Origin of the sequence: Trabulsiella odontotermitis (assembly GCF_030053895.1) — a bacterium.
GTDB lineage: Bacteria > Pseudomonadota > Gammaproteobacteria > Enterobacterales > Enterobacteriaceae > Trabulsiella > Trabulsiella odontotermitis_C.
In genome coordinates this window covers 2,006,305-2,026,146 of record NZ_CP125781.1, presented here as the reverse complement: position 1 = coordinate 2,026,146, position 19,842 = coordinate 2,006,305, and the positions used below count along the sequence as shown (strand labels likewise).

The following is a 19,842-nucleotide window of genomic DNA, read 5'->3' as shown; positions in this document are numbered from 1 at the left end:
GTTTTGTTTTTCCTCTGTTATTGTTCTAACGCCGCTAACATCGCCGCCGGCTCATTAATGGCCGACGCTGTCAGTGTGTCGACAATACGTTTTGTCAGCCCGGTGAGGACTTTACCCGGCCCGACTTCATACAAGTGTTCAACGCCCTGCGCGGCCATAAATTCTACGGTCTTCGTCCACTGAACCGGGCTGTACAGCTGGCGAACCAGCGCGTCACGGATAGCGTCTGCAGACGTTTCGCATTTCACGTCAACGTTATTCACCACAGAAATCTGCGGCGCGTTGAAGGTGATTGTCGCCAGTTCCGCCGCCAGTTTTTCGGCAGCCGGCTTCATCAGCGCGCAGTGAGACGGTACGCTGACCGGCAGCGGCAGTGCGCGTTTCGCGCCTGCGGCTTTACAGGCGGCGCCCGCACGTTCAACCGCCTCTTTATGCCCGGCGATCACCACCTGGCCCGGCGAGTTGTAGTTAACCGGCGAAACTACCTGCCCTTTGGCAGATTCTTCACAGGCTTTGGCAATCGCGGCATCATCAAGCCCGATGATGGCAGACATTGCGCCCGTGCCTTCCGGTACAGCGTCCTGCATGAATTTACCACGCAGTTCAACCAGACGAACGGCATCAGCGAAAGCAATGACACCCGCGCACACCAGCGCAGAGTATTCACCCAGGCTATGACCGGCCATCAGCGCAGGCGTTTTACCGCCCTGCTGCTGCCATACGCGGTACAGCGCGACAGATGCCGTCAGCAGCGCGGGCTGAGTCTGCCAGGTTTTGTTCAGTTCTTCCGCTGGCCCTTGTTGCGTCAATGCCCACAGATCATAGCCCAGCGCCGCAGAGGCTTCAGCAAAAGTCTCTTCAATAATCGGGTAATTCGTTGCCATTTCAGACAACATCCCGACAGTCTGCGAACCCTGACCCGGGAACACAAAAGCAAATTGCGTCATCTTTATTCTTCCTTATTCTAGAAACGAACCAGCGCAGAACCCCAGGTGAAGCCGCCGCCAAAAGCCTCAAGCAGCACCAGTTGACCCTGCTTAATGCGGCCATCGCGAACGGCTTCGTCCAGCGCACAAGGCACCGACGCGGCAGAGGTGTTGCCGTGGCGGTCGAGCGTCACCACAACATTATCCATCGACATGCCCAGTTTTTTCGCGGTCGCGCTGATGATGCGCAGGTTCGCCTGGTGCGGCACCAGCCAGTCCAGTTGCGAACGATCGAGGTTATTGGCTGCCAGCGTTTCATCGACAATATGCGCCAGTTCCGTGACAGCCACTTTAAAGACTTCGTTACCCGCCATAGTCAGGTAAATGGCGTTTTCCGGATTCACGCGATCGGCATTTGGCAGCGTTAACAGCTCGCCATAACTGCCATCCGCGTGAAGATGGGTAGAGATGATACCCGGCTCTTCAGATGCGCTCACCACGACAGCGCCTGCGCCGTCGCCAAAGATAATGATTGTGCCGCGATCGGTCGGGTCGCAGGTGCGAGCCAGCACGTCGGAACCAATCACCAGCGCATTTTTAACCGTACCGGATTTTACGTACAGATCAGCAACGCTCAGCGCATAGGTGAAACCAGCGCAGGCAGCGGCGACGTCAAACGCCGGGCAACCTTTAATGTCGAGCATGCTCTGGATCTGGCAGGCAGCACTTGGAAAAGCGTGCGTGGTGGAGGTGGTCGCAACCACAATCAGGCCGATATCGTCTTTTGCGATACCCGCCATCTCCAGCGCGCGCCGGGCGGCTTCATAGCCCATTGTGGCAACAGTTTCATTTGGCGCAGCAATACGACGTTCACGGATACCTGTGCGTGTGACAATCCACTCGTCAGACGTATCAACCATCTTTTCCAAATCGGCGTTAGTACGCACCTGTGTGGGCAGATAACTGCCGGTACCAATAATCTTCGTATACATGTACGCTCAGTCTTTTTCCGGTAATACAGATTCCAGGCGAGCGGCAATCCGCTGAGGGACTTCCCGCTGCACCGCCTGCACTGCCTGTTCAATCGCGACGCTAAACGCGCGCTGATTGGCTGCACCATGGCTTTTAATCACCGTGCCGCGCAATCCTAACAGACAGGCGCCATTATACTGGTCGGGGTTGAGGTGACTGAATCGCCTGGCGAGGCTTTTTTGTAACCAACGCTTTAATAAAATCAGCCACCACGACCGTTTTTTCCCTTCACCCTGTGATTTCAGCAGCGAAAGAAACATTCTGACAACGCCTTCCATGGTTTTTAACGTGACGTTTCCGGTGAAGCCATCACAAACCAGCACATCGGTTTTGCCCGTTAACAACTCATTGGCTTCAAGATAACCAATATAGTTGATAGTAGGCACAGTTTTAAGCAAAGCAGAAGCATCACGAATGCTTTCATGCCCTTTGCTCTCTTCTTCACCGATGTTGAGCAACGCGACACGCGGCTTGCTGATACCGACGACTTCTTCCGCCAGCACCGCTCCCATGATCGCAAACTGCACCAGCATTGTACTATCGCAATCGACGTTCGCCCCCAGATCGAGCACGACCGTTTTGCCCTTCTGCTGATGCGGCAACACCGTCACCAACGCCGGGCGCTCAATGCCTTCTATTGGCTTGAGCAATAATTTCGCCAGCCCCATCAACGCGCCCGTATTTCCTGCGCTGACGCAGGCCTGGGCACGACCTTCTTTCACCAGTTCGAGCGCCACACGCATCGAGCTGCCCCGACTGTTACGCACGGCATGCGCCGGTCGTGCATCACTGGCAATAACTGACTGTGCAGGGATAATCTGCAGACGCGAACGTTGTTCGAAATCAGCTTTGGCAAGTAATGGCGAGATGGCGTCGGGATCGCCGACTAAAAGAAGTGAGAGTTGCGAATTGAAACCCAGTGCCTGCAAAGCTGCAGGCACCGTCACGGAAGGGCCAAAATCGCCTCCCATGACATCTAACGCTATGGTCAGACGTGTCAAGGTATCGTCGCTGCCCGGTTCGTTTCTCCCCGCGTGCGCGGGGAAATCCTCACTAAGCTTCACGCTTTCGCGTGATTACTTAGCGATAACCTTGCGACCGCGGTAGTAACCGTCGGCGGTGATGTGGTGACGCAGGTGGGTTTCACCAGAAGTCTTGTCTACAGACAGGCTGGTAACTGCAGTCAGCGCGTCATGGGAACGACGCATGCCACGTTTGGAACGGGTTGGTTTATTCTGTTGTACGGCCATGGACCTTACTCCTCAATTACTTACGCTTTAAGCTGGCTAATGCGGCAAATGGGTTTGGCTTTTGCGCCTCTTCAGGCAGTTCACCAAAGACCATGTCCGCGTCGGACACTTCACAGTGTTCAGAATCATGCACCGGAACTACTGGCAAGGAGAGAATGATTTCATCCTCCACCATCGCCCGCAGGTCGATTTCACCGAATTCGTTAACCTCAATCGGCTCATACGCTTCCGGGAGTGCCTCAGCCTGTTCGTCAGAACGAACCGGACTGAAACAATACGTTGTGTGAACATGATGCGTGAACGGTTTCCCGCAGCGCTGACATTCGAGGGTCACCGTCACCGTTGCATCGCCGGTTATCACCGCGAGGCGCTGGTTATCGATGGCGAACGACATGTCGCATTCTACATCGCTGTCCACACTGACTACAGATTCGGCAACACGCTCAACCTGATCGGGCGTATAGACACCCTGGTAATCGAGGCGTTTTTGAGCGGTACGAACCGGATCAAGAGTCAGGGGTAATTTTACCTTTTGCATAGGGCGCGCATATTAACTTTGTAACGTCGTATAGTCAAAGAAAAAGGCACCCGAAGACGCCTTTTGCCATTTATTCGCACACATTGCGGCCTGTAGTTTAAAATGACGCTAACCGATTCGCCATACCTGACTGAAAAAAATATGCCAAACCTTGTACTTGCCTCGACTTCACCCTACCGCCGGATGCTGCTGGAAAAACTCAGTATTCCCTTCGAATGCGCTGCGCCGCAGGTCGATGAAACGCCGGTCACGGATGAATCGCCCCGCCAGCTGGTTTTGCGGCTGGCGCAGGCCAAAGCGCAGGCGCTCGCGCAGCGATTTCCGCAACACCTTATTATCGGTTCCGACCAGGTCTGTATTCTGGACGGCGCGATTACCGGTAAACCACATACAGAAGAGAACGCGTTTATACAATTAAAGAAAGCCAGCGGAAATATTGTCACCTTCTATACCGGGCTGGCGCTTTATAATTCGGCGAATGGCCATCTGCAAACCGAATGCGAACCGTTTGATGTGCATTTTCGCCATCTGACCGAACAGGAAATCCGCAATTACATCCGTAAAGAGAGCCCGCTGAATTGTGCGGGCAGCTTTAAAAGTGAAGGTTTAGGTATTTCTCTTTTCGAACGGCTGGAGGGGCGCGACCCGAACACGCTGGTCGGGCTGCCGCTTATCGCACTCTGTCAGATGTTACGGCGCGAGCATTGTAATCCGTTGCTGGCATGAGCAATGCCCTCCAGGCCGGGTAAGCACAGCGCCACCCGGCAATAAATCAACCACGCAAAACCTTCAGACAGTGTTTTAACTGCTCATCCATCGGCGCTTCAATGCGCAGCGTTTCGCCGGTTCCCGGATGCTGGAATTTCAGCGCCGCGGCGTGAAGGAACAGGCGTGACAGCCCGGTCGACGCCAGCTGTTTATCAAATTCACGATCACCGTAGCGATCATCAAAAGCGATAGGATGCCCGGCATGCTGGGTATGAACGCGGATCTGGTGCGTGCGGCCGGTCACCGGGCTGCAACGCACCAGCGTGGCGAACGCGTAACGCTCTTCCACTTTAAAACGCGTCTCAGACGGTTTCCCTTCCTGGCTGACGCGGACAATACGCTCGCCGCTCTGGAGAATGTTTTTCAGCAACGGCGCCTGCACCACTTTCATATGCGATTGCCACTGGCCGCGAACCAGCGCCAGATAATCTTTCTGCATGCCTTTTTCGCGCAGTTGTTCGTGCAATGAGCGCAGCGCCGAGCGTTTTTTCGCCACCAGCAGCACGCCGGAGGTATCGCGGTCGAGGCGATGCACCAGCTCAAGGAAACGCGCTTCCGGGCGCAATGCGCGCAATCCTTCAATCACGCCAAAGCTCAGCCCGCTGCCGCCATGAACTGCCGTACCCGACGGTTTATTCAGCACCAGAATATGGTCATCCTCATAAAGGATAACGTCGCTCAGCGCGGCGACCTTTTGTAAATGCGGAGAAACGGCGTCTTCTTCGCGTTCGGCGACGCGAACCGGCGGAATACGCACTTCATCGCCCGCCTCAAGTTTATATTCAGGCTTAATACGTTTTTTGTTAACCCGCACTTCCCCTTTACGCAGAATGCGGTAAATCATACTTTTCGGCACACCTTTCAATTGGGTGCGCAAAAAGTTATCGATGCGTTGTCCCGCTTCATCAGCAGAAATCGCGACAAATTTTACGGCTGGAGTCTCAGTTTTCATGGTCGGCGATTCTAAATAGCCAGGCGCATTCGCGCCACTCATTTTTCTATGCTTATATTATGGTGACCCGGTAACACCAGACATCTCACTGAATGGATTGCTTGTTATTAGAACAATCCTGACAGAGAGGTGCAAAAACTGTGAGTAACCGGGTAACAAATGGTAAAAGTCATCTTGCTATAACAAGGTTAGCAATGGAATAATGATGCCGTTTTCCGTGTTGAATCTTGTTAAAACAAGGAAATTTGCGGAATTACCAGTTTTGCCCGACCGATCATCCACGCAGCAATGGCGTAAGACGTATTGATCTTTCAGGCAGTTAGCGGGCTGCGGGTTGCAGTCCTTACCGGTAAATGGAAGCAACTCTGGAGAGTTTTCCCAGGCTGTTCCCCTGTTAATTGCGCTGTGTTTGTCTCAACAACACAGGCAGCCGACACTCTGCGCCTCTTAAGCGAGCGACAACCGTGAGGTTGGCGACGTGAACAGACACGAGGCCATCGGTTCACCCCCGGAAAGGCATTACTCTGCCCGCAGCTTAGTCGTCAATGTACGAATAATGAGTAAGTTACGATGAAAAGAATGTTAATTAACGCAACTCAGCAGGAAGAGTTGCGTGTCGCCCTTGTTGATGGGCAGCGTCTGTACGATCTGGATATCGAAAGCCCAGGACACGAACAGAAAAAAGCGAACATCTACAAAGGTAAAATCACCCGCATTGAACCGAGTCTGGAAGCCGCATTTGTTGATTACGGCGCTGAACGTCACGGTTTTCTCCCCCTTAAAGAAATCGCCCGCGAGTATTTTCCCGCCAGCTATAACGCTCATGGCCGCCCCAACATCAAAGATGTTCTGCGCGAAGGTCAGGAAGTTATCGTTCAGATTGATAAAGAAGAACGTGGTAATAAAGGCGCTGCATTAACGACCTTTATTAGCCTGGCGGGGAGTTATCTGGTGCTGATGCCGAATAACCCGCGTGCGGGTGGCATTTCACGCCGTATCGAAGGTGATGACCGTACCGAACTGAAAGAAGCGCTGTCCAGCCTTGAACTGCCGGACGGCATGGGTCTTATCGTGCGTACCGCCGGGGTGGGTAAATCCGCCGAAGCGTTGCAGTGGGATCTGAGCTTCCGTCTGAAGCACTGGGAAGCTATCCAGAAAGCCGCAGAAAGCCGCCCGGCGCCGTTCCTGATCCATCAGGAAAGCAACGTTATCGTTCGCGCCTTCCGTGACTATCTGCGCCAGGACATCGGCGAAATCCTGATTGATAACCCGAAAGTGCTTGAGCTGGCGCGCCAGCACATCGCGGCACTGGGTCGTCCGGATTTCAGCAGCAAAATCAAACTGTACACCGGTGAAATTCCGCTGTTCAGCCACTACCAGATTGAATCGCAGATCGAATCCGCATTCCAGCGTGAAGTGCGTCTGCCGTCCGGTGGTTCTATCGTTATCGACTCCACCGAAGCGTTAACCGCAATTGATATCAACTCCGCCCGCGCGACCCGCGGCGGCGACATCGAAGAGACGGCGTTTAACACCAACCTGGAAGCGGCAGACGAAATCGCACGTCAGTTGCGTCTGCGTGACCTTGGCGGCCTGATCGTTATCGACTTTATCGATATGACCCCGGTACGCCACCAGCGCGCGGTTGAAAACCGTCTGCGTGAAGCGGTGCGTCAGGACCGGGCCCGCATTCAGATCAGCCATATTTCGCGCTTCGGCCTGCTGGAAATGTCCCGTCAGCGTCTGAGCCCGTCGCTGGGTGAATCCAGCCATCACGTCTGCCCGCGCTGTAGCGGCACCGGCACCGTCCGTGATAACGAATCCCTGTCGCTCTCTATCCTGCGTCTGATTGAAGAAGAAGCGCTGAAAGAGAACACCCAGGAAGTGCATGCGATTGTCCCTGTGCCGATTGCGTCCTACCTGCTGAACGAAAAACGTAGCGCCGTAAGCGCCATTGAAGCCCGTCAGGGCGGCGTACGCTGCATTATCGTGCCGAACGATCAAATGGAAACGCCGCACTACTCCGTGCTGCGCGTACGTAAAGGCGAAGAAACGCCAACCCTGAGTTATCTGCTGCCGAAACTGCACGAAGAAGAGATGGCGATGCCGTCGGAAGAAGAACCGGCTGAGCGTAAGCGCCCAGAGCAGCCTGCTCTGGCGACCTTCGCGATGCCTGATGTTCCGCCGGCGCCGCCAGCCGAAACCGCGGCACCCGCGGCGAAAGCTGCCGCCCCGGCAGCGCCAAAAGCCCCTGCCTCGCCGGCAGAACCGGGTCTGGTGTCTCGCTTCTTCGGCGCGCTGAAAAATCTTTTTGCCGGCAGCGAAGCGCCGCAGGAAGCTGAACCGGCGCCGGTGAAGAAAGAAGAGAAACCTGAGCGTCAGCAGGATCGTCGTAAATCACGTCAGAACAACCGTCGCGACCGTAATGATCGCCGTGACAACCGCAATGACAACGGCGAGGGTCGTGAAGAGAACCGCCGTAACCGTCGCGAAAAACAGCAGCAGAACGCCGAAACGCGTGAAGCCCGTCAGCAAACGACGGTTGATGAAACGGAAAAAGCGCAGAACCGTGACGAGCAGCCACAGCAACCGCGTCGTGAGCGTAACCGCCGTCGTAACAACGACGACAAACGCCAGGCACAGCAGGAAGCCAAAGCGCAGAGCCGTGACGAACAGCCAGCAGTGCAGGAGACCGAACAGGAAGAACGCGTTCAGGTCATGCCGCGCCGTAAGCCGCGCCAGTTGACGCAAAAAGTCCGCATCCTCTCCGCCGAGCAGGAAGCCGCTGCTGCAATTGCCGATGACATCACCGAGCAGCCGCAGCCGGTCGTCACTGCGCAGCGCACTGAACTGGCGAAAATCGATCTGCCAGCGGTGATTGAAACGCCAGTTGAGCAGGACGACAACGCTGAAGCGCGTGATACCGCCGGTATGCCGCGCCGTTCACGCCGTTCACCGCGTCACCTGCGCGTCAGCGGCCAGCGCCGCCGTCGTTACCGTGACGAGCGTTACCCACTGCAGTCGCCGATGCCGCTGACCGTGGCCTGCGCCTCGCCAGAAATGGCTTCCGGTAAAGTGTGGATCCGCTACCCGGTTGCCCGTCCGGCTGATGAGCAAATCGAGCAGGAAGAAACGCAGCAGGCCGCGCCGGTTATCACCGATGTTCAGCCTGACGTTGCCGCTGTTGTGGCAGATACCGCGTTAACGCCGGAAGAACAGCCGGTAGTGGTTGAACCGCAGCCAGTGGTAAGCGAGCCGCAGGAGCCGGTGGTTGAAACCACTCATCCTGACGTCATTGCCGCGCCGGTGACCGAGCAGCCGCACCTGATCGCAGCAGAAGACGACGTGGTCGCTGAAGAAGTGGCTGCTGAAGTCGAAGCCGCGGTGGAATCTGCTGACGTCACCAACGAAGCGCCGGTTGAAGAAGCGCCGGTTGAAGCTGCCGCTGAGCCAGTCGTGGCTGAGCCGGTTACTGAACCTGTTGTCACCGCGCCGGTCGAGCCTGTTGAAGAGGTAAAACCTGCCGCAGTGGTAACCGAACAAACCGCGCCTGCTGACAATCATCACGCCACCGCGCCGATGACCCGTGCCCCGGCTCCGGAATATACGCCGGAACCGCCGCGTCACAGCGACTGGGTTCGTCCGTCCTTTGCTTTCGAAGGTAAAGGGGCCGCTGGCGGTCACAGTGCGACGCACCAGGCACAGTCCGGTCCAACACGTCCGCAGCCGACTGAGTAAGCGCTAAGCACGAAAAAGCCGACCCTTCAGGTCGGCTTTTTTTATTCTGCTTCCGGGCGTCGCATCCCCGCAATTTGCGGCATCACCTCACGCATCAGGTCAAGAAAGCGCCGCAGTCGTGTCGGGTAATAGCGCGCCCAGGGATAAACCAGATGTACCGGCAACGGGGCTGCCCGCCACTGCGGTAAAATCTCTACCAGCCGCCCTGCCCGCAAATCTTCTTCCACCATCCAGCTGGAAATAATGACCACACCGGTGTCCGCCAGCGCCGTATTGCGCGCAACGTAAATACTGTCGGTGCTCAGGCGGGGAACGATATCTACCGTACAACTTTCCCCCGTCGCCTGCTGAAGCGTCACATCGTGCTGATAAAACGTATTGATGGCTACCCACGGCAGCGCGGAAAGCTGCTCTGGTGTAGTGATTGCCGGATAGCGGGACAAAAGCGCAGGCGTTACCACCATGCTGCGTGGCACTTCCGCCAGTAAAACGGACACGGTCGCGGGATCGACTTCCGCCCCGACGCGAATAGCGCAGTCAATGTTATCGCTGAGAAAATCGACCGATTTATCGTTAAGCATCCATTCCACAGAGAGTTGCGGATATTTATGCAGAAACGACACCAGCGGCGCGAGCAGTTGCTGTTGCCCGAAAGCATGCGGCGCGCGCACTTTCAGTATGCCGACGGGTTCGTCTTCCGCGACCTGCAGATCGTCCTCCAGCGCCAGCCAGGCATCAATCACGTTTCGGGCGTGCTGATAACAACGTTCGCCGTCATCCGTCAGTTTCATCGCATGAGTGGTACGAAGGATGAGCTTTGCTCCCAGCAACGTCTCCAGCGATTGCAGACGGCGGCTGATGGTGGCCTGAGTGGTCTCCAGTTGCCTCGCGGCGGCCGACAGCGACCCGGCTTCCACAATGCGGATAAAAGTGCGCATCAGTTCAACGCGATCTATACGTTCATTCTTTATCATTTATCAGTTAGCCATACGCATTACGTATAACTGTTTTACCACCGCTCCTGCTACAGTGCCAACCGTAAACCGGCAAAAATAGCGCCATACCGTTTACGAGGACATCATCATGACAAAGGCTTTCAGACCCAACTGGGTTATTTTTATACTCGCGCTGGGCGCCGGTTTCAGCGTCGCCGCGATCTATTATGCCCAGCCATTGCTGCCGTTGATGGGGCGCGATCTGCACCTCAGCGTCGAAGGCATGGGGCTGGTACCTACACTAACGCAAGCCGGTTACGCGCTCGGCATTCTGTTTCTGCTGCCGTTGGGCGACCGTCACGATCGGCGCACACTGATTGTCGGCAAAAGCGCGCTGCTGGCGCTGCTGCTGTTTCTCTGCAGTCTGTCCAGCGGGCTGCATACGCTACTGGTCTTCAGCCTGCTGACAGGCATGATGGCAACGATGGCGCAGGATATCGTCCCCGCGGCTGCCATTTTGTCGCCCGCCGGGAAACAGGGGAAAACGGTCGGTACGGTGATGACCGGCCTGCTGCTCGGCATTCTGCTGTCGCGGACCGTCAGCGGGCTGGTTGGTGCTGCCTTTGGCTGGCGGGAGATGTATCAGGCCGCCGCGGTCAGCATCGCGGCGATGGGCGTGCTGCTGTGGTTTGCCCTGCCGCGTTTCGCCATCCACTCGACGCTCAGCTATCCGGCGTTGATGAAATCGATGGCACACCTGTGGCGCCGCTATCCTGAACTGCGCCGCGCGGCGCTGGCGCAGGGCTTTTTGTCGGTCGCCTTCAGCGCCTTCTGGTCGACACTGGCAGTCATGTTGCTTGAGCATTTCCAACTGGGCAGCGCGGTGGCAGGCGGTTATGGGATTGCTGGCGCCGCTGGCGCGCTTGCCGCACCGCTCGCCGGAGGACTGGCGGACAAAGTCGGCGCCGCACGGGTGACGCAACTGGGCGCGGCGCTGGTCACCTTCTCCTTCGCACTGATGTTTGTCCTGCCCGCATTGCCAGCCGAAGGCCAGCTGGTGCTGATTGCCCTCTCTGCCATTGGCTTTGACCTCGGTTTGCAGTCAAGCTTAGTGGCGCACCAGAATCTGGTGTATGGTCTGGAGCCGCAGGCGCGGGGCCGTCTTAATGCGCTGCTGTTTACGGTGGTGTTTATCGGGATGGCGTCCGGCTCGGCGCTGGGCAGCCAGTTGTACGCGATGGCCGGATGGCCGGGCGTGGTCATGCTGGCGACCGCAACCGGGGCAATTGCGCTGTTGATTCGCCTGACCGACAGATCCCCGCGGACATCAGCGTCGCAGGCATCACGTTAAAAAAAGCCCGCTCCGGGGTGAGGGGAGCGGGCTGAGAAAACATGCCGGTTTCAGGACATGCTAAGAGGCAAAGCGTTTAGCTGTTCAGCTGGAACAACGACATTCCTTGCATGTCGCTAAACGCTTTGTACGACGCCTGGAGAGCCGCCTGCTGCATGACATAGTTAGAGATCGTGGCGTTCCAGTCTACATCGATCAGATCGCTCATTTGCTGCGTCTGACTCAATGCCCGGTCATCACCCAAATCGTCGAGTTTACCCAGTTCGACAAGCTGGGTCCCCAGTTCAGAACGAACGGTTACGACGTTATTGAGTGAGTTTTTCAGTCCGTCCGCGGATTTATTCACTACTGCCTGTGCTGCCGCTGCCGCCGTATCATCACCTTCTACCGGGGTTTTCAGCGCGGCAATGGCGGTGTCGAGCATCACAAATACGTTACTGTCCGTGCCCGGCGTCGCGTTGCTGGTCAGGTGGTCAAAAATTTTGTCGCCGGTATGGCCAATGACCATGCTGCGGGAGTAATCCACCTGCTGTTCGACGTTCACCGTCCCACCGACATACGTGCCGTCAGCGGCGAACGGAGCCGTGTCAGTCTGATAACCAGCGAACATATAACGACCGTTACCATCCTGGCTGTTGGCCAGGTTCATCAACTGGTCGCGAACGCCCTGCAATTGAGCTGCATACGAGGCACGGTCATCGTCGCTCAGAGTACCGTTACTGGCCGCAACAAGGGTTTCCTGCGCGGAGGTAATCGACAGTGTCACCTGGCTCATCACGTTCTCTTCCTGCGAAACGCGCTGCGTCGCAAACGAACGTGCGGTGGCGAACTGGCTGTTCTGCGCCTGCGCCTGTGCCAGCACAACGGCCTGTGATGCGGCAATCGGGTCGTCAGACGGGCGATTCACGCGCTTGCCGGTAGACATCTGTTCGCCATAGCCCAGCCAGCGAGACTGCGAGTCGGTAATACCACGCATGTTCTGCTGGTACATCATTAACGTACTTACACGCATTGTTGGCTGTCTCCTTAGCGAATGTTGATCAGGGCATCAAACAGCGTATTGGCGGTCTGCAGCACCTGGGCGTTCGCCAGGTAATATTGCTGGTACAGTTGCAGGTTGCCGTACTCTTCATCCAGGTTAACCCCGGAAATGGATTGCTGTTGTTTCGTCAACTGAGTCACCACATTGCCCTGCGTGGTGGTGCTGACTTTCAGTGACGCAGTACGGTTACCGACATCACTGACGATGGTCGCATAGGCATCGTTAAAGGTTTTCGTGCCGCCCACCAGCTTCTGGTTTTGCAGGTCGAGCAGCGCTTTACCGTTACGGTTATCGCTTTCACCATTATCGGCGTCGTTCGCCCCCATCGCGATCTGCGATTCGTTGGTAATAGCCAGTTCCATGTTGACGATCACATCGTTGACTGGTTTCACCGTGAAGCTGTCTTTGGCGTTCGGCGTACCGGTCACGTCGATTTCCAGACCGTCGAAGCTCATCTTGCCGCCGGTCACCGTCGCCGTGAAAGTGGTGTTATCTGCCAGGCGGGTAACCTGCCAGTCAGTGCCGTCGAACACCACTTTGTAGTTTGTCGCCTGCACCTGGCTGCTGTCGGTGATGGTCGAGGTCAGTGCCGACGTGCCGGTGTTTTTGGCGTTTGAAACGACCGAAGAGCCACCGAAGTTAAAGAAATCCACGTTGGTATCGCCGTTGGCGTCAACGCCCTGACGGTGCTGCTGGTTGAAGGAATCGGCGAACACCAGCGCCATCTGGTTAAGGGTGTTGCGCGTCTGGTCGAGATCCTGTGAACGGAACGTCAGCAGGCCGCCGAGCGAACCGTTGGTCAGCAGTTTTTCCGGGATTTCAACGTTGCCCGCCACATCATCCACATACGCCACGGTGATGCGCGACGGATCGGCTTTACTCTGTACCGCCGCCAGTTGATTGGCTTTGCTGCCCTGTACCAGGTTGTAACCGTTAGCCATGGTGACGTTATAGGTGCCGCCGTCCTGCTGGGTCACTTCCACGCCGACAATCTGGTTCAGTTCACTGACCAGTTGATCGCGCTGGTCGAGCAGATCGTTAGGCGATGCCCCGGCGCCAACGCCAGTCATCTTGGTAATTTTTTCGTTCAGGTCGGCAATCTGTTGCGCGTAGCTGTTGATCTGGTCAACGCTTGAGGAGATTGACAGGTTAACCTGTTTGTCCTGGTCGCGCAGATACTGATCAGTCACCTTGAACTGGTTCACCAGGCCGCCGGCTTTGCCAAGCAGTGCCTGACGTGCTGCCGGATCTTCGGCGTTACTGACCAGCGTTTGCAGGGTGGCGAAAAAATCCTGCAGCGTTGCAGACAATGAGTTAGTGGTGTCCGAGAGCATGTCATTGATTTTCGACATCTGCTCATAGCGCGCGGTCAGGCCGCTGCTCTGGGTCTGCGCAGCGCGCAGTTGATTGGTGATGAACGCATTGTACTCACGCTGAACGCCGCCCACGTACACGCCGTTGCCGACCCAACCCCCCGCCGTCAGGGAGCTGTTTGCCTGCCCGAGCACGGTAGTCTGGCGGGTATAGCCCGCAACGTTATAACTGGCGATGTTGTTACTGACGGTGTTCAGTGCCGCCTGGGCTGCACTCAGCCCACTCATTGCGCTGTTAATCAAGCTGGACATGGTGGTTCCTTTTATTCTCTCAGACACGGGTCCTGTCGAAGATTATCGGCAGGCGTTCGCTGAACTTGAGCCGTTTCAGAACAGATTTTCGAGATCGTTGCCGTAGGCTTTGCTGACTTTCTCGCCCATTGATTTCAACTGCTGGATCATGCTGGTCAGCTTGCGGGCATAATTAGGATCGGTCGCGTACCCGGCGTTCTGCAACGCCTGCGCGCCCTGCTCCGCCGTCGCCGCGCTGGTCACCGCCGCATAGCGCGGGTTACGGGTCAGCAGCCCGACGTAATCAGACAGCGCTTCAAGGTAGGAGCTGTAGACGCGGAATTTGGCTTTCACCTTCTTCGCTTCGCCGTTTTCGTATTCGGTGGTGGTGATTTCCGTGACCTTGCCCTTCCAGTCTGGCGAGGCTTTCACGCCAAACAGGTTGAAGCTCGGTGCGCCGTTGTCACCACGAATTTGCCGCTGCCCCCAGCCAGATTCCAGCGCCGCCTGCGCCAGAATCAGGTGATGCGGAATACCGCTCTGCTCACTCGCCAGCCGCGCAGGAAGCGACAGCTGCGCCAGGAAGTCTTTGCTGTCACCGGGCAACGCAACGTCGCTCTCTGCCGGGGCTTTTGGCATGGCGTTGCGCACCATCTGGCGCAACGTGTCGTTCTGGTAGGTGGTAATGGTCTGCATATCAAACTTCATCGGCACCTGGGCGTTGTTCTCCGCCGGCGCGCCCTGGGCGGCTTCCATCTGTTTGACCATCATGTCCGCCAGCCCAAGTCCTTTTCCGGCGGTCATCTGCTGGGCAATCTGCTGATCGTACATACTGGTGTAGAGGCGGGTCTGCTCGCTGCTGAAAATACCATCCTTCGGCAACGCCTCACGCATGCTCTTGAGCATCATCTGTACGAACATCCCTTCCATCTGACGCGCCACCGGGCGCAGGTTAGCGCCCGGATCCTGGCTCGCTTTGGCCTTCAGTTCGTTCAGCGACTGCGCATCCCACGCCGCGCTCGCCAGTAATTTGCTGTCGCTCAGCATCAGATGATTTCCACTTTCGCACGCAGGCAACCTGCGCTTTGCATGGATTGCAGAATAGACATCAGCTCGATAGGCGATGCCCCCAGCGCATTCAGCGCCCGCACCACATTGTTCAGGCTGGCGCTGGAGCGAATGCTCTGCAATGCGCCACCGCTCTGACGCAGATCGATTTGCGTCTGTGGCGTGACCACCGTCTGACCGCCGGCGAATGGCGTATCCGGCTGGCTGACCTGCGCCTGACGATTCACCGTCACTGACAGGTTGCCCTGCGCTACCGCACAGGTATCCAGCGTGACTTCGCGGTTCATTACCACAGAGCCGGTACGGGAGTTAATAATGACTTTCGCCTCCTGCGGCGTGACGTTGACTTCCAGATTCTGGATATCCGCCAGCAGACGTACCTGATTACTGTTGCCCGACGGCGCACGGATCTGCACCGTCCGCGAATCTAACGCGGTGGCGTTGCCGTAGCTGCTACGGCGGTTAATCGTATCGGCAATCTGCTGCGCCATACCGAAATCTTCCTGATTCAGTTGCAGATTGATGGTGTTTCCGGCGCCGAACTGCGTCGGCAGTTCACGTTCGATGATTGCCCCGTTGGTGATGCGACCACCGTTAAGCTGGTTCACCTGCACGCTGCTGCCACCCGCCGCCGCACCCGCGCCGCCGACCAGAATATTGCCCTGCGCCAGCGCATACACCTGACTGTCGACCCCTTTCAGCGGCGTCATCAGCAGCGTACCGCCGCGCAGGCTTTTGGCGTTCCCCATTGAAGAGACCACCACATCAATGGTTTGCCCCTGACGACCAAACGCCGGGAACTGGGCGGTCACCATCACCGCCGCCACGTTTTTCAACTGCATGTTGGTACCCGTCGGCACGGTAATGCCGAGCTGCGACAACATGTTATTCAGCGTCTGGGTGGTGAACGGCGTTTGTGTTGTCTGGTCGCCGGTTCCGTCAAGGCCCACGACCAGGCCATAGCCAATCAGTGAGTTTTCCCGCACGCCCTGTACGCTGGTGAGGTCGCGAATGCGATCGGCCTGGGCGAAACCCGCCACCAGAACCAGAGCAATGCCAACCAGGAACTTATACATAATTCACCTCGTTACATCGGCGACAGATTAAGGAAGAAACGTTGCAACCAACCCATGTTCTGCGCTTCATTGATATAGCCGTTACCCACATATTCGATTCGCGCGTCCGCCACCTGTGTGGACGGAACGGTATTGCTGCCACTGATAGTGCGTGGATTCACTACCCCGGAGAAGCGAATAAATTCCGTCCCCTGGTTGATGGCGATCTGCTTTTCGCCCACCACGTGGAGGTTGCCGTTCACCAGCACCTGATCCACTGTCACCGTCAGCGTACCGCTGAAGGTGTTGCTGGCGTTGGCGCCGCCTTTACCATTAAAGGTATTACCGCCAGACGCATCGAGATTGGCGCGATCGCCGCCAAACAGCCCCTGCATCGCGCGTGGAACGGTGTCGAAGCCAAAATTCGTTTTACCGTCGCGGCTCGCGTTCGCTGACGAGCTCTTACTGGCGCTGACGTTTTCCTGCAGCACAATCGTTAACGTGTCACCGATATTGCGCGGACGCCGGTCTTCAAACAGCGGTTGATAGCCGTAATTTATGGGCTGCGCGGTCTGGAAAATAGAGCCATTGGCCATGGGTACCGGGCCGGGAACAGGCTGAGCGGTTGTGGCACCTTCCACCAGCGGCTTGGAAGGGATCAATGCGCATCCCGTCATGATGAGCGCCATGACGGCGAGAAGCGGATAACGAAACGCTGCGGATTTTTGCATTGCTTTCATCTTCTGAATAAAAAAGCCGGTACGAAGTATTCCGCACCGGTTACGTCTTAGAGCTGAGTCAGTTTTTGCAGCATCTGGTCGGTGGTCGAGACCGCTTTACTGTTAATTTCGTAAGCACGCTGAGTCTGGATCATATTAACCAGCTCTTCGGCGACGTTAACGTTCGACGTTTCGACATACCCTTGATACAGCAGACCGGCGCCGTTCAGGCCCGGTGTGGTTTCGTTTGGCGCGCCGGAAGATTGCGTTTCGGTGTAGAGGTTCTCACCGATGCTCTCAAGACCGGAGTCATTCATGAATGTCGTCAGGTTCAGCTGGCCGACCTGCACCGGGTTGGTTTGCCCCTGCTGCGTCACGCTGACCACGCCGTCACGACCGATGGTGATGCTCAGGCTGTTCGCCGGAATGGTAATCGCCGGCTGCACCTGGAAACCACCCGCCGTCACCAGTTGACCGTTCTGATCGACCTGGAACGAACCGTCGCGGGTGTAGGCCATGGAGCCATCCGGCAGCATCACCTGGAAGAAACCCTGCCCTTTGATCGCCACGTCTTTACTGTTGTTGGTCTGTGACAGGTTGCCCTGGCTGTGCAGACGCTCAGTCGCCACCGGACGAACACCGGTACCGATCTGCAGCCCTGACGGCAGCGTGGTTTGCTCAGAAGACTGTGCGCCAGGCTGGCGAATGGTCTGGTAAAGCAAATCTTCAAAAACCGCGCGCTGACGTTTGAAACCATTGGTGCTGACGTTCGCCAGGTTGTTGGCGATGACGTCCATATTGGTTTGCTGTGCGTCGAGACCGGTTTTTGCGATCCATAATGAACTGATCATAGTGGTCCTGTTATTAGCTCATGGAGAGCAACTGGTTGGCCTTCTGCGCGTTCTGATCGACGTTGCTGATGACTTTCATCTGCATTTCGAAGCGACGCGCGCTGGCGATCATATCGGCCATCGCGGCCACAGGTTTAACGTTACTGCCCTCAAGCACGCCAGACTGCAGCGTGATGCTCTGGTCGGCTTGTAAGACCGGACCACGCGCCGCCTGTGCCGCCGGGTTCAAGCGGAACATACCGTCATCGCCGCGTACCACTTCGTTCTCCTGGGCGCGCACCAGCTTCAGACGCCCGACCGGCGCAATGGTGTTTGCCGGGTCGCCCGGATTCAGCGCGGAGATGGTGCCATCAGCGGCAATGGTGATCTCGGAGCCTTCCGGCACGACCACCGGGCCGCCTTCGCCGATCACCGGGTTGCCCTGAATGGTCAGTTGTCCGGTTGGCGTCACCTGGATATTGCCGTTACGGGTATAGCCTTCGCTGCCATCGGGCGTCTGCACGGCAAGCCAGCCATCCTGCTGCAACGCCACGTCCAGCGGACGCGCGGTATAGTCAAGCTGACCCGGCGTCATGTCCGCACCCGGCGTTGATGCCGCCACCAGCGTACGAGTCTGTACTGTCTCGCCATTGACCGGCACTGCACGCAGTGCCGTCAGTTGAGCGCGAAAGCCAGGCGTCGAGGCGTTGGCAAGGTTGCTGGCGGTGACAGCCTGCTGATCCAGCGTCTGGCTGGCAGCCCCCATCGCGGTATAGATTGCGTGATCCATTACGTTATCCCGTCAGGCGCTTAGCGCAGGTTAACCAGGGTGTTGAGGATCTGATCCTGGGTTTTAATGGTCTGCGCGTTCGACTGATAGTTACGCTGCGCGACAATCATGTTCACCAGTTCTTTACTCAGATCGACGTTGGAGGATTCCAGCGCGCCGTTGGTCAGCGAACCGAAGTTACCCTCACCCGCCGTCCCGAGCAGCGCCACGCCAGAAGCCAGCGTTGCCGACCAGACGTTATCGCCTTCCGATTGCAGCCCTTCGTTGTTGGCGAAGTTCGCCAGCACGATCTGCCCCAGAATTTGCGATTTCTCGTTGGAGTAGTTACCCACAATCGTACCGTCGTCGTTGATCTGGTAGCTCACCAGATCGCCCGGGCCATAACCATTCTGGCCAGATGCCACAATATTGTTAGAACCGGTGTTTTGCTGCATGGAATTCGCAAAGCTCAGCGCAAACGTCGCCGGCGTCGCGCCATTGATAGTCCCGGTGGTCAGGTTCGCGGTACCGCCAGTCACCAGCGCGCCATCGTTGTTGAATACCATGGTGGTGGCAAGCGTTGCGGCGTTACCGGCGACACTGCTGTCCTGTGAGTAAACCTGCCAGGTGTTGTCTGCGGTTTTCACGAAGTACAGGTTCATGTCATGGGAGTTACCCTGACTGTCATAAACAGTGACCGTGCCTTTTTTGTTGTAAGTGTCAGCGTCAGTCGCATCGAACGGCGTGGTCGCTGGCAGTTTGTCAGTGGAGTTCAGGTTGATCTGCATGGACGCCGTGGTGGTGATTTTGGCAGCCATCAGCGTGTTCGGGATGTTCAGCCCGACCGGGTTAGCGCCCTGCTGAATGGTCGGCGGCGTACCGGTGGCCGGATAACCCGTCAGTTGCAGGCCCTGCATGTTCACCAGGTTACGGTTTTCATCCAGTTTGAACTGACCGTTACGGCTGTAGTAAACCGACCCGTTACTGTCGACCAGACGGAAGAAACCGTTCTGGCTGATAGCGACGTCCAGCGCACGGCCGGTGCTGGTAGTGATCCCGTCGTTAAAGTCCTGAGTGATACCCGCAACCTTAACGCCCAGCCCCACTTTGGAGCCCGCGAACATATCGGCGAAAGACGCCGTGCCGGACTTAAAGCCATAGGTGGCGGAGTTGGCGATGTTGTTGCCAATGACGTCGAGGTTAGTGGAGGCAGCATTCAGACCGCTGACCGCTTGAGAAAAGGACATGTCTTTCTCCTGATATGG

The 19,842-nt window shown here is 56.9% G+C and carries 18 protein-coding genes; 3 read left to right on the top strand and 15 right to left on the bottom strand.

Features of this window, described 5'->3' with window-relative positions:
• Window positions 1–17: 17 nt before the first annotated feature.
• The 5 genes from fabD to yceD all read right to left on the bottom strand — a co-directional run bounded on the left by fabD (window position 18) and on the right by yceD (window position 3,746).
• Window positions 18–947, bottom strand: coding sequence for an ACP S-malonyltransferase (gene fabD, locus QMG90_RS09675; RefSeq protein WP_283283607.1), 930 nt, complete (start codon window positions 945–947; stop codon window positions 18–20).
• A gap of 17 nt (window positions 948–964) precedes the next feature.
• Window positions 965–1,918, bottom strand: a complete 954-nt coding sequence (locus QMG90_RS09670; protein ID WP_283283606.1) for a beta-ketoacyl-ACP synthase III — start codon at window positions 1,916–1,918, stop codon at window positions 965–967.
• Between the two features lie 6 nt (window positions 1,919–1,924).
• Window positions 1,925–2,959 (bottom strand): phosphate acyltransferase PlsX, encoded by a 1,035-nt coding sequence (gene plsX, locus QMG90_RS09665; RefSeq protein ID WP_283283927.1) that lies wholly within the window; start codon window positions 2,957–2,959, stop codon window positions 1,925–1,927.
• 75 nt (window positions 2,960–3,034) lie between these two features.
• Window positions 3,035–3,208 carry a 50S ribosomal protein L32 gene (rpmF, locus tag QMG90_RS09660; RefSeq protein ID WP_002435125.1) on the bottom strand — a complete coding sequence of 58 codons (174 nt, stop codon included), beginning with the start codon at window positions 3,206–3,208 and terminating at the stop codon, window positions 3,035–3,037.
• A gap of 16 nt (window positions 3,209–3,224) precedes the next feature.
• Window positions 3,225–3,746, bottom strand: a complete 522-nt coding sequence (yceD, locus tag QMG90_RS09655) for a 23S rRNA accumulation protein YceD (RefSeq protein WP_283283605.1) — start codon at window positions 3,744–3,746, stop codon at window positions 3,225–3,227.
• 141 nt (window positions 3,747–3,887) lie between these two features.
• On the opposite strand from yceD, the gene QMG90_RS09650 reads away from it, so the two are divergent.
• Window positions 3,888–4,472 (top strand): Maf family protein, encoded by a 585-nt coding sequence (locus tag QMG90_RS09650; protein WP_283283604.1) that lies wholly within the window; start codon window positions 3,888–3,890, stop codon window positions 4,470–4,472.
• A 46-nt stretch (window positions 4,473–4,518) separates the two neighbouring features.
• On the opposite strand, the gene rluC is transcribed toward QMG90_RS09650, so the two are convergent.
• Window positions 4,519–5,466, bottom strand: a complete 948-nt coding sequence (gene rluC / locus QMG90_RS09645; RefSeq protein ID WP_283283603.1) for a 23S rRNA pseudouridine(955/2504/2580) synthase RluC — start codon at window positions 5,464–5,466, stop codon at window positions 4,519–4,521.
• Between the two features lie 570 nt (window positions 5,467–6,036).
• Between rluC and rne the strand changes: the two genes are divergently transcribed.
• The gene (gene rne / locus QMG90_RS09640) at window positions 6,037–9,204 is read left to right on the top strand and encodes a ribonuclease E (protein ID WP_283283602.1); all 3,168 of its coding nucleotides are present in this window, start codon (window positions 6,037–6,039) and stop codon (window positions 9,202–9,204) included.
• A gap of 41 nt (window positions 9,205–9,245) precedes the next feature.
• Here rne and QMG90_RS09635 read toward each other — a convergent pair whose 3' ends face one another.
• Complete coding sequence (locus QMG90_RS09635) at window positions 9,246–10,178, bottom strand: LysR family transcriptional regulator (protein WP_283283601.1); 933 nt, start codon at window positions 10,176–10,178, stop codon at window positions 9,246–9,248.
• A gap of 109 nt (window positions 10,179–10,287) precedes the next feature.
• Between QMG90_RS09635 and QMG90_RS09630 the strand changes: the two genes are divergently transcribed.
• The gene (locus QMG90_RS09630; protein WP_283283600.1) at window positions 10,288–11,490 is read left to right on the top strand and encodes an MFS transporter; all 1,203 of its coding nucleotides are present in this window, start codon (window positions 10,288–10,290) and stop codon (window positions 11,488–11,490) included.
• Window positions 11,491–11,566: 76 nt separating this feature from the next.
• On the opposite strand, the gene flgL is transcribed toward QMG90_RS09630, so the two are convergent.
• The 8 genes from flgL to flgE all read right to left on the bottom strand — a co-directional run bounded on the left by flgL (window position 11,567) and on the right by flgE (window position 19,824).
• A complete protein-coding gene (gene flgL, locus QMG90_RS09625; protein ID WP_283283599.1) occupies window positions 11,567–12,502 on the bottom strand; it encodes a flagellar hook-associated protein FlgL in 936 nt (311 codons plus the stop codon).
• Window positions 12,503–12,516: 14 nt separating this feature from the next.
• Window positions 12,517–14,157: a flagellar hook-associated protein FlgK gene (gene flgK / locus QMG90_RS09620; protein WP_283283598.1), complete on the bottom strand. Its 1,641-nt coding sequence runs from the start codon at window positions 14,155–14,157 to the stop codon at window positions 12,517–12,519.
• A gap of 75 nt (window positions 14,158–14,232) precedes the next feature.
• Window positions 14,233–15,183, bottom strand: coding sequence for a flagellar assembly peptidoglycan hydrolase FlgJ (flgJ, locus tag QMG90_RS09615; protein WP_283283597.1), 951 nt, complete (start codon window positions 15,181–15,183; stop codon window positions 14,233–14,235).
• A complete protein-coding gene (locus QMG90_RS09610) occupies window positions 15,183–16,280 on the bottom strand; it encodes a flagellar basal body P-ring protein FlgI (protein ID WP_283283596.1) in 1,098 nt (365 codons plus the stop codon). Before QMG90_RS09610 ends, flgJ begins: the two co-directional genes overlap by 1 nt.
• Before the next feature lie 11 nt (window positions 16,281–16,291).
• Window positions 16,292–16,990, bottom strand: a complete 699-nt coding sequence (gene flgH, locus QMG90_RS09605; protein WP_283283595.1) for a flagellar basal body L-ring protein FlgH — start codon at window positions 16,988–16,990, stop codon at window positions 16,292–16,294.
• A 56-nt stretch (window positions 16,991–17,046) separates the two neighbouring features.
• The gene (gene flgG, locus QMG90_RS09600; protein WP_038154500.1) at window positions 17,047–17,829 is read right to left on the bottom strand and encodes a flagellar basal-body rod protein FlgG; all 783 of its coding nucleotides are present in this window, start codon (window positions 17,827–17,829) and stop codon (window positions 17,047–17,049) included.
• A 13-nt stretch (window positions 17,830–17,842) separates the two neighbouring features.
• Window positions 17,843–18,598: a flagellar basal body rod protein FlgF gene (locus QMG90_RS09595; protein ID WP_283283594.1), complete on the bottom strand. Its 756-nt coding sequence runs from the start codon at window positions 18,596–18,598 to the stop codon at window positions 17,843–17,845.
• 20 nt (window positions 18,599–18,618) lie between these two features.
• Entirely contained in the window at window positions 18,619–19,824 is a 1,206-nt protein-coding gene (gene flgE, locus QMG90_RS09590) for a flagellar hook protein FlgE (RefSeq protein ID WP_283283593.1), read from the bottom strand.
• Window positions 19,825–19,842: the final 18 nt, after the last annotated feature.

Coding starts and splice junctions, on each gene's coding strand:
- fabD (WP_283283607.1), bottom strand. CDS start 947: ATGACGCAATTTGCTTTTGTGTTCCCGGGTCAGGGTTCGCAGACTGTC.
- QMG90_RS09670 (WP_283283606.1), bottom strand. CDS start 1,918: ATGTATACGAAGATTATTGGTACCGGCAGTTATCTGCCCACACAGGTG.
- rpmF (WP_002435125.1), bottom strand. CDS start 3,208: ATGGCCGTACAACAGAATAAACCAACCCGTTCCAAACGTGGCATGCGT.
- yceD (WP_283283605.1), bottom strand. CDS start 3,746: ATGCAAAAGGTAAAATTACCCCTGACTCTTGATCCGGTTCGTACCGCT.
- QMG90_RS09650 (WP_283283604.1), top strand. CDS start 3,888: ATGCCAAACCTTGTACTTGCCTCGACTTCACCCTACCGCCGGATGCTG.
- rluC (WP_283283603.1), bottom strand. CDS start 5,466: ATGAAAACTGAGACTCCAGCCGTAAAATTTGTCGCGATTTCTGCTGAT.
- rne (WP_283283602.1), top strand. CDS start 6,037: ATGAAAAGAATGTTAATTAACGCAACTCAGCAGGAAGAGTTGCGTGTC.
- QMG90_RS09635 (WP_283283601.1), bottom strand. CDS start 10,178: ATGATAAAGAATGAACGTATAGATCGCGTTGAACTGATGCGCACTTTT.
- QMG90_RS09630 (WP_283283600.1), top strand. CDS start 10,288: ATGACAAAGGCTTTCAGACCCAACTGGGTTATTTTTATACTCGCGCTG.
- flgL (WP_283283599.1), bottom strand. CDS start 12,502: ATGCGTGTAAGTACGTTAATGATGTACCAGCAGAACATGCGTGGTATT.
- flgK (WP_283283598.1), bottom strand. CDS start 14,157: ATGTCCAGCTTGATTAACAGCGCAATGAGTGGGCTGAGTGCAGCCCAG.
- flgJ (WP_283283597.1), bottom strand. CDS start 15,183: ATGCTGAGCGACAGCAAATTACTGGCGAGCGCGGCGTGGGATGCGCAG.
- QMG90_RS09610 (WP_283283596.1), bottom strand. CDS start 16,280: ATGTATAAGTTCCTGGTTGGCATTGCTCTGGTTCTGGTGGCGGGTTTC.
- flgH (WP_283283595.1), bottom strand. CDS start 16,990: ATGCAAAAATCCGCAGCGTTTCGTTATCCGCTTCTCGCCGTCATGGCG.
- flgG (WP_038154500.1), bottom strand. CDS start 17,829: ATGATCAGTTCATTATGGATCGCAAAAACCGGTCTCGACGCACAGCAA.
- QMG90_RS09595 (WP_283283594.1), bottom strand. CDS start 18,598: ATGGATCACGCAATCTATACCGCGATGGGGGCTGCCAGCCAGACGCTG.
- flgE (WP_283283593.1), bottom strand. CDS start 19,824: ATGTCCTTTTCTCAAGCGGTCAGCGGTCTGAATGCTGCCTCCACTAAC.